This is a genomic window from Komagataeibacter rhaeticus, from assembly GCF_003207855.1.
GTDB lineage: Bacteria > Pseudomonadota > Alphaproteobacteria > Acetobacterales > Acetobacteraceae > Komagataeibacter > Komagataeibacter rhaeticus.
On the sequence record NZ_NKTZ01000004.1, the window covers coordinates 217,720 to 230,048 of the forward strand.

Sequence of the window (12,329 nt, forward strand, 5' to 3'; positions counted from 1 at the left end):
GGGCTAGAGCAGGTCCTGCAGCAGCGGGACCAGCGGGCGGTCGGCATCGGGCATGGGGTAGTCGCGCAGCCTGGATGCCGGCACCCATTCCAGCTTCTGCCCCTCCCGCGCGATGGGGGTGTTCTTCCAGCGGTGGCAGACATAGACGGGCATGAGCAGGTGGAAATGCCCGTAATCGTGGGAGACAAAGGTAAAGGGTGCCAGGCAGGAGCGGGCCACGTCCAGGCCCAGTTCCTCATCCAGTTCCCGCACCAGCGCTTCCTCGGGTGTCTCACCCGCTTCCACCTTGCCGCCGGGGAATTCCCACAGCCCGGCCATGGATTTGCCCTCGGGCCTGCGGGCCAGCAGGATGCGGGCATCCGAATCCACCAGCGCGACGGCAGCCACCAGCACGATCCGGCGCGGGCCGTCGGCCTGCGTCCCGGCCATGGCCTCCCCCGACAGGTCGGCATGTCGGGCCTCGAACAGGCGGACAGGGTATTCCCCCCCGCGAGAGACGAATTCCTGCGTGGCGGTGCCGTTTTCCTGAAACCCGATCCGCTTCAGCACCGCGACGGAGGCATGGTTGTCATGGGCCGCCGAGGCCGTAAGCCGGTCCACCGGCAGGTTGGCCAGCGCCCAGCGCGCCAGCCTGCCCGCCGTGGTGCTGGCGACCTTGCGGTTCCAGTGCGCGCGACCGACCCAGTACCCCAGCGAGCAGGAGCGGTCGGTAGCGTTGATGCGCAGCCCGATACAGCCGATCAGCGCATCGGGCTGCTCGGAGTGCGGGCAGGTGATGGCGAAGTGATAGGCTTCGCCACGCCGGGACTGTTCCATGGTGGCCGTGATCCAGTCCTCTGTCATGGCCAGCGAATACGGGAAGGGAACGCGGCTGAGCATCCGCACCACGCTCCAGTCATTGATCAGCCTGTGCATTGTGCCCGCATCTGATGTGCGGACTTCACGCAGGCGGTATTCGCCAGCCTCCAGTAGGGTACCGGGATCATGTCCTCCATGAACACTCATGCGCGGGAGGCGCCCCTGGCCACGGGCGCGGGCGTATCCTGGTCGGCAGGCAGCCCGCATTCGGCCAGCAGCGACCGCAGGCTGTTGATCACGGGAAAGATTTCCTGGTTGCGGTCACCGCCCTGTTCATACCAGGCGTTCTGCTCCAGCTCCACGATCTCACGGTCCTCACGGAAGATCCGTTCGGTAAACGCGGTCAGGAACGGCCAGGCCAGGTCCAGTATGCCCGGAATCCCCGGCCGCTTGATGGACAGCAGCCCGAACACCCGGTTGGTCAGTTCCGCCTCGTCCTGCGGTACGTACGCAATCCACAGGTCCATGACCGGCGCGTTGTCACCCGTCTGGATATGAAGGGTCTGGTAGGGATAGGTGGTGCGGATGGTCATCACGTCGCGATGGGCGAATTTCTCGCTGTTGTCGCGCTTCTGGCCAAAGATCAGCGCCTCGCCGATCGGCTGCTTGCCGCCGGTGCGCGCAAAGCTGTAGCGTGCTTCCACCAGGCCGGGGCCACGTTCCTGCCCCAGGAAGCGGGGCTTCATCTGCCCCATCTGCTTCATGTGCATGAACTGGTGGTTCATATCCATCAGGTTCTCGTGCATGAAGCTGTAGTGGCAGTGTACCAGCTGGCCGAAGCGGCGGGTCTTGTAGGCGGGGCTGGCCACTTCCGCCAGGCGGGGGAAGGGCGTCGTCTCCGCCTTCGCCGCATCGCCGGGAAAGACGAAGATCAGGCCATCGACCTCACGCACGGGGTAGGTGCGCACCCCGTTGGGCAGCTTGCCCTTGCCCAGATAGGGCACGTCGATGCAGCGGCCCGAACGGCCATAGGCCCAGCCATGATAGCAGCACTGCACCGAGTCGCCCTTGACCGTACCCTTGCTGAGCGGGACCTGACGGTGGGCGCAGCGGTCTTCCAGTGCAAAGACGCTCCCGCCCTCCAGCGGGCGGACCAGGGCAATGGGCTGCCCGGCATAGCGGGTGCCAATGGTCTTGCCGGGCTTCAGTTCCCGTGACCAGGCAACAGGATACCAGAAATCGGGGTTGGCGCGGATTCGGCGCAGATCCCGCCCGGTGACCGGGGCGGAGGATTGCATGCTGTCAGGCGATAACGACTGATCCATTGTCTCTCTTGACTGTTTGCAGGGCATGGCAGCCGGGGGTGCCACGGGGCAGGACACCGGTTCTACATGTAAGTTGCGAGGCATTCCCAACAATATCTTGCCGCCATGGCGATATTAAGGAGGTTTTTTTCGGGCAGGGCAAATGGTTCAACGTGATCATGTTTTGTAATATGCCGCGCGCCCCCTTTGCCACCAGCATTCCGGCCGTCCCATCATGCCGTGCACAGGGGCGCGCATCGTGGCATTTATGGCAGTACCCGCCCGGTGCCATCCTTGTTATGGATCATCCTTTGGCGGAAAGTTCGGCGCTCAGGTCCTCGATGAACTGGAACGCCACCCGGCCCGACCGGCCGCCGCGCCCCAGCGACCACGCATTGGCCTGCCGCACCAGATCGGCATCCGTGATCGGCAGGTGGCGTTCCTTCGCATAGGCCCGGACCATGGCCAGGAAGGTGTCCTGCGCGCAGTTGTGAAAGCCGATCCACAGGCCGAAACGGTCGGAGAGCGAGACCTTTTCCTCCGTTGCCTCGGCGGTGTTGATGGCGGTGGAGCTTTCGTTCTCGATCATTTCGCGCGGCATCAGGTGGCGGCGGTTGGACGTGGCATAGAACAGCACATTGGCCGGCCGGCCGGCGATACCGCCATCCAGTACGGATTTCAGCGCCTTGTAGTCCGCATCCTCGCGCTCGAACGACAGGTCGTCGCAGAACACGATGAACCGGCGCGGGCTTGCGCGCAGCAGGGCCAGCAGGTCGGGCAGGGTGGACAGGTCCTCACGCTGGATCTCGACCAGCACCAGCCGCCCCTTTCCCGGTGCGGCGGGCTGGCCATCCACCAGGTTGGCCTGCGCGTGGGCGGCCTTGACCAGCGATGACTTGCCCATGCCGCGCGCGCCCCACAGCATGGCGTTGTTGGCGGGCAGGCCACTTGCGAAATGCAGCGTGTTGTCCAGCAGCAGCCTGCGCTGGCGGTCGATGCCCTGCAGCAGCCCCATGTCCACATGGGCCACATGCGGCACGGCGGTCAGGCGGCCAAGGCCGGGATGCCAGATGAAGGCATCCGCCGCGTCCAGCCCGGCAAGCGACGGGGCGGGTGGGGAAAGCCGCTCAAGGGCCGCGGCAATGCGTTCGAGAACGGGAAGGGTCGTGCTGTCCATCGTCGGTCCTGCTTTCTTTCAGCATGGCATGGCGGTGGCCGCTGCCACCGGGGGCTCCGGAGCGCGTTGGCCAGCAATGGCAGGCGAACGCCTTGACGGGAAACAGGCGAAAACTATGGTCCGCATGGCAAACCCGCAACCCGTTCAATCCCACCATTTGCCGGAAAGATAGCAATGCCTTCGATTTTCAATGATTTACTGACCACCCCCGCCCATGCGCAGGCTGCGGGCGGCGGCCTGCTCAGCGGGGATGGCATCATGGCCGTGCTGCCTTACGTGGCGATGTTCGCCATTTTCTACTTCCTGCTCATCCGCCCCCAGCAGGTCAAGCAGAAGCAGCTGCGCAGCCAGCTTGCGGCCCTGCGCCGGGGGGACCGGGTGCTGACGGCGGGCGGAATCATTGGCGTGGTGCAGAAGGTGCAGGCGGAGTCCAACGAGGTGGAAGTCGAGATCGCGCAGGGCGTGCGCGTGGCCGTGCTGCGCGATACCATAAGCTCGGTCATCACCAGTGCCGCCACCCCCGCCAATGACAGTGCCGCCAAAACGACCGACAAGAACGCCTGACCCTGCTCTTTTGTTCCCTCCATGGCACGCGCGGGGCGAACTTCCCCGGTGCTGTGCCGTTCTGGGTGGAAAGCAGGAGTGATGGTGAATGCACACGCAGCCCGGTGGCGCCCAGACTGACCAGAGCATCCGGCACAGGCCAGTCATACGGGGGCGTGCCGGGCTGATCGGGGGGCTGGCCGCGCTGTCGGGCATCCTGTTCGGTCTGGATACCGGCGTCATGTCCGGCGCACTGGACCTGATCGCGCAGGAGTTCATCCTGTCGGACTTCCAGCGCGAATCCCTGGTGGCCATCATGCTGCTGGGGGCGGCCCTTGGCGTGCTGTGCGCGGCGTGGATGTCGCATGCATGGGGGCGCAAGCGCACGCTGGTGCTGACCGCCGGGCTGTTCGTGATCGGCCCGCTGCTGTGTGCCGAAGCGACATCGTTCCACATGCTGCTGTTCGCCCGCCTGCTGCTGGGGCTGGCAACGGGGGCAACCACGTTCACAACCCCCCTCTATATTGCCGAAATTGCTGATTCGGGCCGGCGTGGCGCCATGATCCTGGGCTACCAGCTCATGATTTCATGCGGGCTGCTGGCGGCTTTCGTATCCGACGGGCTGTTCTCCTATTTCGGGGTGTGGCGGTGGATGCTGGGCATTGTCGGCTTTCCGGGGCTGGTGTTCATGATGGGGGTGCTGTTCCTGCCCCCCAGCCCGCGCTGGCTGCTGGCGCAGGGGCGTGAGCGTGATGCGCGGCGCGTGCTGATCGAGCTGCGCGGCCTGCCGCGCATGGTCATGGCCGAACGCAATGCCATAATGGCCCGGCTCTCGGCGCGGCGTGACGGCATTGGCAGCTTCATGCGCGACCCCAACTGCCGCCGCGCCATGTGGCTGGCGGTGGGGCTGCAGGTGGCGCAGCAGTTCTCGGGCATCAACGCGGTGCTGTATTACGCGCCGCACCTGATCGGGCTTGCGGGATACGGGCATTACGCGCAGGTCTGGGGGCCGGTGGGGGTGGGGGTGATCAACCTGCTTTCCACCTGTGTGGCCACGACCTGTGTCGACCGCGTGGGGCGCAGGCCCATGCTGGTTGCCGGGTTCGCCGTCATGGCGCTGGCCATGGGGGGGCAGGCCCTGATGGTGGCGGGCGGCATTCCGGTCATGCCGGGCATGCGGCTGCTCATGGGTGGGTTCATGCTGCTGTTCGTTGCCGCGTTCGCGTTTTCGGCCGGGCCGCTGGCGTGGCTGCTCTGTGCCGAGATCCTGCCCCTGCGCGGGCGGGAATTCGGCATGGCATGCTCCACCTGCGCCAACTGGATTGCCAACATGCTGGTCAGCGCCACGTTCCTGACGGGGCTGGAACTGCTGGGGGCGGACAGGGTGCTGTGGATCTATGCGGGGCTGAATGCGCTGTTCCTGCTCATGGTGGTGCTGCGCGTGCCCGAAACCCGGGGCATGACGCTGGAACAGATCGAGGCGGAACTCATGCGCGGCACGCCGCTGCGCACGCTGGGGGGGCAGGGGCATTCCTGACCGGGGGCGCACCGGGTGGAAGGATGCAAAAAACCCGGCGCATGGCCGGGTTTTTCGTGGTCTGGCCGGTAACGGGCCGGATCAGGCGGACTGGAGCTGCGCTTCGGCGAACTCGTAGTTGGCCAGCTTGTCCAGGTAGTTGACGATATAGTCGGGGCGACGGTTGCGGAAATCGAGGTAGTAGGAATGCTCCCACACATCGAGACCCAGCAGCACCTTGCCCTGGCCTTCGGCCAGCGGGTTGGAGCCGTTGGCGGTCTTGGTCACCTTCAGCTTGCCATCGGAACCCAGCACCAGCCATGCCCAGCCGGAGCCGAACTGCGATGCGGCGGCGGCCTTGAAGTCGGCCTTGAACTTCTCGATGCTGCCGAAATCCTCGATCAGCTTCCTGTTCAGCGAGTCGGGAATCGCCCCGCCCGACGGTGCCAGGTTCTGCCAGAACAGGATGTGGTTCCAGTGCTGTCCCGCATTGTTGAACACGGGGGCCAGGTCAGGCTTGCCCTTGACCATGAGGATGATTTCCTCAAGCGACTTGCCCTGCAGTTCCGGCTTGGATTCGACAAACCCGTTCAGGGCCGTCACATAGGCCTGATGGTGCTTGTCATGATGCAGCTCCAGCGTTTCCTGGCACATGCCACGGTTGGCAAGGGCATTGTAGGCGAAGGGAAGGGACGGCAATTCAAAAGCCATGAACATTCTCCTGGGAATTGCAAGGGGCGGCCGGCAGCCGCCATACCAAGATTGCTATGGGGGCGGAGCGGGTGCGTCAAGTGACGGACACATGAACACCGCCATCCCATGCCACCCGGTGCAAACGCCATGACGGACCGGATGGATGCATGCCAATCAGGCGGCACGGCCCTCTCGCTCATGCACGCCGCCCGTAAGGCGGACCCGGACCGCTTCTTCTGTGCGCTGTTCCTGCCGGCCGCCGCGCGTCATGCCGCCATGGTGCTGATTGCCTTCAATCATGAGTGCACGCGCGCGCTGGCGCTGCCTGCATCGTGGTCGGTGGCGGGGCCGATGGCGGGGCTGATCCGGCTGCAATGGTGGCGGGATGTTCTGGAAGGTGGCAACGCCCGGCGGGTTGAACTGGCGGCCAGCGTGCTTGACCTGCTGGCGCGCGGCGCGGTGCGGCGCGGGACACTGGTGGCGATGATCGAGGCACGGGAATGTGAACTTGAGGGCCTGCCGGACAGCGCTGCATGGCAGGCTTCCATGCTGGATGGCGCGGGCGGCATGCAGGTGGCCATGGCGCAGGCGGCGGGCATTGCGGATGCGGGCGTGCTGGCGCGCGTGCGCCTGCTGGGCGGGGTGTATGGCGTGGGGGCGCTGGTGCGCTACCTGCCCGCCGTGCTGGCGGCCGGGCGCTGCCCGTTGCCCGATGACGCGCTGGCCATGGCCGGGCTTACGCGCGACGGGCTGCGGACGGGGCGGCCCACGCCCACCCAGATCGCGGCCCTGCGTGCCATGCTGCGCCAGCAGGGCCGGGACTGGCTGGACCGGGCGCGGGCAGGTGGCCGCCTGCCGCGCCCCGCGCTGGCCGCAAGCCTGCCCGCGGTGCTGGGGCTGCGTGACATGCGTGAAGGCCCGGCGGCCCCCCACGCCCTGCCGCGTGGCATGGGGGACCGGCTGGCCGTGATCATGGCACGGCTGCGCGGGCGGATTTAGGGGGTGTTGGCCACCAGGCTTTCCATGACCGCGAACAGGGCGGAATAATCCTCGTCCGGGTGGCGGCGGCGGGTGAGCGACAGGCTTTGGGTCGCGGCGGCCATGGCGGGCAGGGGGGCCGTCTGGCGCGCCGCGCTGGTCAGCAGCAGGCGCATGTCCTTCTGCATGAGCCGGGCAGGGAACTGCGGGCTGAAATCCCCCGCTTTCGCCGCCTTGAGCTTGCGCTTGTGGTGGGGCGAGATGACCGGCACCTCGTCCAGCGCATCGAACAGCATGCCCCGCTCCAGCCCGGCGGCCAGACCGTAGGCAACACCTTCCGCCACCACCGCCAGTGTCGATCCCATGATGCCGTTGATCACCAGCTTGAGCTTCGTGCCGCACCCTGCCGGGCCTGCATGGATGGTCAGGCGGCCAATGGTGTCAAAAACCTTCTGCACACGGGCAATGGCCTCGGCCGTCCCGCCCGCCAGCACGATCAGGTTGCCCGCTTCCGCCTCCGGCGTGCTGCCCGCCACGGGGGCGTCGATCACATGCAGGCCGCGTGCCGTGCCTTCCGCATCCAGTGCCTCGGCGGTTTCGGGGGCGATGGTGCTGGTGTTGATCAGCACGCCCCCCGCCTTCAGCCCCGCCAGCACGCCCTCCGGGCCATGCAGCGCCCCGGCCAGCGCCTCGTCATCGGGCACGGATACCAGCACGATATCGGCTTCCGCCGCCAGCGCGCGGGCGGTGGGCAGGAAGCGCGTGCTGCCATCCCCCCCCTTGCCCGATGGGGTATAGGCGGCAATCCGGTAGCCCGCCTTGGTCAGGTTGGCCCCCATGCGGGACGCCATGGCCCCGAAGCCGACAAATCCGATCAGGGGTGCGGTAGACATGCGTGTTTCTCCTGCCAGGTTTCAGTCATGGCCATCCGGGCCATGTGCATGATGTGGGCGCCAGCATGCATGACGACAGGCCGCGCTGTCACCCTGGCGGGATGGCTCGCATAAAGATGATGGCGGCGGAAGGCGGGGTGGTGTGGCATCAGGTGGCGACAGCCTGTCCGTAACGGGAAGGAGACATGATGCGCAGCCTGCGTTTTTTTGATGATCTTGCACACGGCCTTGCCAACAGGCCGCCCATCACGCTGGGCGTGGTCTATCCCTGCAGCCTGCCCGCCCTGCACGCGGTGGCCGGGATTGTCCGTCAGGGGCTGGCCGTGCCCTTCCTGATCGGGCCGGTGGGCGAGATCCGCCAGCTTGCGGCTTCCGCCAGCATTCCCCTTGATGGCTGCCAGATGGTGGACGTGCCCACCCCGCAGGAGGCGGCCCGCACGGGCGTGGCCATGGCGCATGAAGGCCGGATCGCGGCGCTGATGAAGGGCTCGCTGCATTCGCGCATCTTCCTTCATGAACTGGGCCATCACGAGGGCGGGCTGCGCACGGCGCGGCGGATGAGCCATGTCTACGTGCTGGATGCGCCACAGGCCCCGCGCGTGCTGCTGGTCAGTGACGGGGCGGTCAACATCGCCCCGGACCTGGGTACGCGGTGCGACATCGTGCAGAACAGCATCGACCTTGCGCACATGCTGGGCATCGGGCGGCCACGGGTGGCGCTGCTTTCCGCCGTGGAGGTGGTCAACCCCGACCTGCCCTCCACGCTGGATGCGGCGGTCATGTGCAAGATGGCCGAACGTGGCCAGATTACCGGCGGCGTGGTGGACGGGCCGCTGGCGCTGGACAACGCGATCAGTCCCGAAGCCGCGCGGTGCAAGGGTGTTACCTCTCCCGTCGCGGGACTGGCGGACATACTGGTGGTACCGGATCTGGAGGCGGGCAATATCCTGGCCAAGCAGATGACCTTCATCGGGCAGGCGCGCGCGGCGGGCATTGTCATGGGCATGCGCGTCCCGGTCATCCTGACCAGCCGGGCCGACCCGGTGCCGGTGCGCGTGCTGTCATGCATGGTGGCGGCGGCCATGATCGGGCAGGGTTACGGGGGGAATCCGGTTGCCCCCGTGGCCCCGCGCGGATGACGGCGGGCCATGATGGGTGTAAGCAGGGGCCGCGCCCGCTCGCGGGATGTTGTCCATGCGAGCCGTCGCCGCTTTTGGGGCGGCCGGTGCGCTCTTGCAGCGCGGTTCCAGCCATGCGGCGGGGCGGAGGGCTGTGTTCCTCGCGCAGAGATGATGCCGTGGCCTGCCCCACATGGTGGCAAGGAAAGGGCTGACAGAGTGTACCGGCCATGTGGCGCGCGCCATGGGGGCCGGGGTGCCGGTCAGGCCGGTACCAGACCATGAACGTGCAATCAGGCCGGGTTCCCCGCGCCGCCGGGTGGCTGCCCGGTCAAGCCGATGACCAGCCACGCAGCGGGTTTCCGATGCCGATCCGGAGAATGCCATGACCTCGACTTCCCCTTCCGCCGCCTCCACCTACGATGTGGTCCTGATTGGTGGCGGAATTATGAGTGCCACGCTGGGCGCCATGCTGCGCCAGCTTGAGCCGGGCCTGTCCATCGCGCTGTTCGGGCGGCTGGATGACGTGGCGCTGGAAAGTTCCAATGGCTGGAACAACGCGGGCACGGGCCATTCCGCCCTGTGCGAACTGAACTACACCCCGCTGCGCCCCGACGGGACCGTTGACATCTCCAAGGCCGTGAACGTGAACGAGGCCTTTCAGGTTTCACGCCAGTTCTGGTCCTATCTGGTGGAGACGGGGCAGATCCCCAGCCCGCGTGATTTCCTGACCCCCGTCCCGCATATGAGTTTTGTATGGGGTGCCGAAAACGTGGATTTCCTGAAGCGGCGCTATGCGGCCCTGCAGCAGCATCCGCTGTTTGAGGGCATGTCGCTTTCCTCTGACGGGGCACAGCTGCGCCAGTGGATGCCGCTGGTCATGGAAGACCGCGCGCCCGGCCAGAAGCTCGCCGCCACCTGGCACCCGGCGGGGACGGACGTGAATTTCGGTGCGCTGACCCACCGCCTGGTTGACCTGCTGCGTGGCAGGCCGGGGTTCGAGCTGAACCTGGGGCAGGAGGTGGAAGACCTCAAGCCCGCGGGCAATAACGAATGGGATATATCGGTCCGGGCCATGCATGGCGGGGCGGAACGCCGGGTGCGCGCCAAATTCGTGTTCGTGGGCGCGGGCGGTGGCGCGCTGCACCTGCTGCAGAAAAGCGGCATACCGGAGGCGCGCGGCATTGGCGGCTTCCCCGTAAGCGGGCAGTTCCTGCGCTGCACCAACCCCGAGATCGTGGCCCGGCACCAGGCCAAGGTGTATGGCAAGGCATCGGTGGGGGCGCCGCCGATGTCGGTGCCGCATCTGGACACGCGCGTGATCGATGGCCAGCGTGGGCTGCTGTTCGGGCCTTATGCCGGGTTCTCCACCAAGTTCCTCAAGCAGGGGTCGTGGCTGGACCTGCCGCGTTCCATCCGCATGGACAATATCGGTGCCATGATGGCCGTGGGCCGCGATAACATGCCGCTGACCAAATACCTGATCCAGCAGGTGCTCCAGTCCAGCGAGGACCGGCTCAGGGCCCTGCGTGACTTCGTGCCCACCGCGCGCAAGGAGGACTGGGAACTGATTACCGCAGGCCAGCGCGTGCAGGTGATCAAGAAGGACCCCGTGCGCGGCGGCGTGCTGCAGTTCGGCACCGAGGTGGTGACAGGGGCCGGTGGGTCGATTGCGGGCCTGCTGGGGGCATCCCCCGGTGCGTCCACGGCGGCGCCGATCATGCTGACGGTCCTGCAGCGCTGCTTTGGCGCCCGCCTGCCGCAGTGGGAGGCCCGCCTGCGGGAGATGATCCCCTCCTACGGTGTCAAGCTGGGGCAGGATGCGGCCCTGTGCGCGCAGGTGCGCGCGCGCACCCGCACCGCCCTGCAGCTGGACGGCTGAACCCCGTATTAAAAAACCCCGCCCCGCATGGGGCGGGGCGGGGCCTGTGTCCGGGACAGGGCGTTTCCCGGTTCAGTCCTCGTCGTGCTCGCTCATCTGGTCGGCCGGGTGGCGCACGGGGGGGGCGGTGTTGCGCGGTGCGCGGCTTTCGATATGGCGGCGCATGAAGTTGGCCGAAATATCGGCCAGTTCAATGAACTGGTCGGCCTGCCGGCGCAGTTCATCACCGATCAGCGGCGGTGTGGTCTTGATCGAACCGACAACGGTGGTGCGCACGCCCTGACGCTGGACGGATTCCAGCAGGCGGCGGAAATCCGAATCCCCGCTGAACAGCACCGCATGGTCGATATGCGGCGCCATTTCCATCATGTCCACCGTCAGTTCCACGTCCATGTTGCCCCGCACGCGGCGGCGGCCATTATGGTCTATGAATTCGCGCGCGTTCTTGGTGACAAGCGTGTAGCCATTATAGACAAGCCAGTCCGTAAGGGGTTTGAGGGGTGAATATTCCTCGGTATCCAGTACGGCGGAATAGTAATAGGCACGCAGGACATTTGACTTGGCGCGAAAGAACTGCAGCAGCTTGCGATAATCGACCTCAAAACCAAGATTGCGGGATGCGGAGTACAGGCTGGTGCCGTCTATAAAAAGACAAAGCCGCTCCTGAGGTTGAAAAAACATTTATGATCTGTCCCTGAAACAAGAAAGTGAATATGTCATGACCGGGTTAAATTCAGGCTTGGCATGTATTTTGTATCGAGGTGTAAAGTCGTCTTGCAGCAATGATCCTTGATATGCAGAAACCCTGGCCCGACAGGAAGTTCCCCATGGGCAGGGATTACTAACCGACACGAAGCCGCCGGAATACAGTTTTCACATGACAATGCCGCAATATGCTGCCCCGGCAGACGATATAACAATTGCCGTAGGCGCCAACCTGCCACGCGAAAGTGGTGAAACTGCGGCCATGACCTGCCGGTGGGCGGTGCGCCAGCTTGCGCGCCTGCCCGGCCTGCGCGTGGCCGCGGTCTCACGATGGTATGAAAGTGCGCCGGTGCCCCCTTCGGGGCAGCCCCCTTACGTGAACGGAGTCGTGCGGCTGTCCGGCCGGGTGGACCCGGCCTGGCTGCTGGCACGGCTGCACGCGATCGAGGCCGAAGCCGGCCGCAGGCGCACCGTCCGCAACGCCGCCCGCCCGCTGGACCTGGACATCATCACCATGGGTGATCTGGTGCGCGCGGCACCCGACCCCGTCCTGCCGCACCCGCGCGCCACCGCGCGGGCGTTCGTGCTGCTGCCGCTGCGCGATGTCATGCCCGAATGGCGTGACCCCGTAAGCGGGCAGGGGCTTGATGCCTTCCTGCCCGGCGTTGCGGGGCAGGAGATTGCCCCCATGGCCGATGCCGACTGAAATGCTTGCGCCGGGA

12 protein-coding genes are annotated in these 12,329 nt (G+C 66.1%); 6 read left to right on the forward strand and 6 right to left on the reverse strand.

The genetic code is table 11. From position 1 onward, the window contains the following. Positions 1 to 3 precede the first annotated feature (3 nt). From mutT to CFR78_RS06655, 3 genes are all read right to left on the reverse strand, one after another. Positions 4 to 1,005, reverse strand: coding sequence for an 8-oxo-dGTP diphosphatase MutT (gene mutT, locus CFR78_RS16730; RefSeq protein ID WP_034929166.1), 1,002 nt, complete (start codon positions 1,003 to 1,005; stop codon positions 4 to 6). Continuing rightward, positions 1,002 to 2,123 (reverse strand): aromatic ring-hydroxylating oxygenase subunit alpha, encoded by a 1,122-nt coding sequence (locus CFR78_RS06650; RefSeq protein WP_034929170.1) that lies wholly within the window; start codon positions 2,121 to 2,123, stop codon positions 1,002 to 1,004. The genes mutT and CFR78_RS06650 overlap by 4 nt, the downstream gene beginning before the upstream one ends. A gap of 283 nt (positions 2,124 to 2,406) precedes the next feature. Continuing rightward, on the reverse strand, positions 2,407 to 3,279 hold the full coding sequence (locus CFR78_RS06655) for an ATP-binding protein (RefSeq protein WP_007399144.1): 873 nt from the start codon (positions 3,277 to 3,279) through the stop codon (positions 2,407 to 2,409). A gap of 174 nt (positions 3,280 to 3,453) precedes the next feature. Between CFR78_RS06655 and yajC the strand changes: the two genes are divergently transcribed. After that, positions 3,454 to 3,843 (forward strand): preprotein translocase subunit YajC, encoded by a 390-nt coding sequence (gene yajC / locus CFR78_RS06660; RefSeq protein WP_007399146.1) that lies wholly within the window; start codon positions 3,454 to 3,456, stop codon positions 3,841 to 3,843. An 88-nt stretch (positions 3,844 to 3,931) separates the two neighbouring features. Further along, positions 3,932 to 5,359, forward strand: a complete 1,428-nt coding sequence (locus tag CFR78_RS06665; RefSeq protein WP_110581044.1) for a sugar porter family MFS transporter — start codon at positions 3,932 to 3,934, stop codon at positions 5,357 to 5,359. Positions 5,360 to 5,440: 81 nt separating this feature from the next. On the opposite strand, the gene CFR78_RS06670 is transcribed toward CFR78_RS06665, so the two are convergent. Next, on the reverse strand, positions 5,441 to 6,049 hold the full coding sequence (locus tag CFR78_RS06670; RefSeq protein ID WP_034929349.1) for a superoxide dismutase: 609 nt from the start codon (positions 6,047 to 6,049) through the stop codon (positions 5,441 to 5,443). Between the two features lie 108 nt (positions 6,050 to 6,157). Here CFR78_RS06670 and CFR78_RS06675 point away from each other — a divergent pair, with 108 nt between their 5' ends. Further along, positions 6,158 to 7,030 carry a squalene/phytoene synthase family protein gene (locus CFR78_RS06675; RefSeq protein WP_371440421.1) on the forward strand — a complete coding sequence of 291 codons (873 nt, stop codon included), beginning with the start codon at positions 6,158 to 6,160 and terminating at the stop codon, positions 7,028 to 7,030. On the opposite strand, the gene CFR78_RS06680 is transcribed toward CFR78_RS06675, so the two are convergent. After that, positions 7,027 to 7,902, reverse strand: a complete 876-nt coding sequence (locus tag CFR78_RS06680) for an NAD(P)-dependent oxidoreductase (protein WP_110581045.1) — start codon at positions 7,900 to 7,902, stop codon at positions 7,027 to 7,029. The genes CFR78_RS06675 and CFR78_RS06680 overlap by 4 nt on opposite strands. 185 nt (positions 7,903 to 8,087) lie before the next feature. On the opposite strand from CFR78_RS06680, the gene CFR78_RS06685 reads away from it, so the two are divergent. Together CFR78_RS06685 and CFR78_RS06695 are read left to right on the forward strand one after the other, a co-directional pair. Next, positions 8,088 to 9,041, forward strand: a complete 954-nt coding sequence (locus CFR78_RS06685) for a bifunctional enoyl-CoA hydratase/phosphate acetyltransferase (protein ID WP_034929174.1) — start codon at positions 8,088 to 8,090, stop codon at positions 9,039 to 9,041. Between the two features lie 364 nt (positions 9,042 to 9,405). Further along, a complete protein-coding gene (locus CFR78_RS06695) occupies positions 9,406 to 10,902 on the forward strand; it encodes a malate:quinone oxidoreductase (RefSeq protein WP_007399153.1) in 1,497 nt (498 codons plus the stop codon). A 72-nt stretch (positions 10,903 to 10,974) separates the two neighbouring features. Here the strand turns inward: CFR78_RS06695 and CFR78_RS06700 are convergent, their stop codons facing one another. After that, on the reverse strand, positions 10,975 to 11,583 hold the full coding sequence (locus CFR78_RS06700) for a LabA-like NYN domain-containing protein (RefSeq protein ID WP_007399154.1): 609 nt from the start codon (positions 11,581 to 11,583) through the stop codon (positions 10,975 to 10,977). A 196-nt stretch (positions 11,584 to 11,779) separates the two neighbouring features. On the opposite strand from CFR78_RS06700, the gene folK reads away from it, so the two are divergent. Continuing rightward, entirely contained in the window at positions 11,780 to 12,313 is a 534-nt protein-coding gene (folK, locus tag CFR78_RS06705) for a 2-amino-4-hydroxy-6-hydroxymethyldihydropteridine diphosphokinase (RefSeq protein ID WP_007399155.1), read from the forward strand. Positions 12,314 to 12,329 lie beyond the last annotated feature (16 nt).

Excerpts from the sequence above, each read along its gene's own strand:
- mutT (WP_034929166.1), bottom strand. The coding sequence starts at position 1,005 with ATGAGTGTTCATGGAGGACATGATCCCGGTACCCTACTGGAGGCTGGC.
- CFR78_RS06670 (WP_034929349.1), bottom strand. The coding sequence starts at position 6,049 with ATGGCTTTTGAATTGCCGTCCCTTCCCTTCGCCTACAATGCCCTTGCC.
- CFR78_RS06700 (WP_007399154.1), bottom strand. The coding sequence starts at position 11,583 with ATGTTTTTTCAACCTCAGGAGCGGCTTTGTCTTTTTATAGACGGCACC.
- CFR78_RS06695 (WP_007399153.1), top strand. The coding sequence starts at position 9,406 with ATGACCTCGACTTCCCCTTCCGCCGCCTCCACCTACGATGTGGTCCTG.
- CFR78_RS06650 (WP_034929170.1), bottom strand. The coding sequence starts at position 2,123 with ATGGATCAGTCGTTATCGCCTGACAGCATGCAATCCTCCGCCCCGGTC.
- CFR78_RS06680 (WP_110581045.1), bottom strand. The coding sequence starts at position 7,902 with ATGTCTACCGCACCCCTGATCGGATTTGTCGGCTTCGGGGCCATGGCG.
- CFR78_RS06665 (WP_110581044.1), top strand. The coding sequence starts at position 3,932 with ATGCACACGCAGCCCGGTGGCGCCCAGACTGACCAGAGCATCCGGCAC.
- CFR78_RS06685 (WP_034929174.1), top strand. The coding sequence starts at position 8,088 with ATGATGCGCAGCCTGCGTTTTTTTGATGATCTTGCACACGGCCTTGCC.
- CFR78_RS06675 (WP_371440421.1), top strand. The coding sequence starts at position 6,158 with ATGCCACCCGGTGCAAACGCCATGACGGACCGGATGGATGCATGCCAA.
- CFR78_RS06655 (WP_007399144.1), bottom strand. The coding sequence starts at position 3,279 with ATGGACAGCACGACCCTTCCCGTTCTCGAACGCATTGCCGCGGCCCTT.
- yajC (WP_007399146.1), top strand. The coding sequence starts at position 3,454 with ATGCCTTCGATTTTCAATGATTTACTGACCACCCCCGCCCATGCGCAG.
- folK (WP_007399155.1), top strand. The coding sequence starts at position 11,780 with ATGACAATGCCGCAATATGCTGCCCCGGCAGACGATATAACAATTGCC.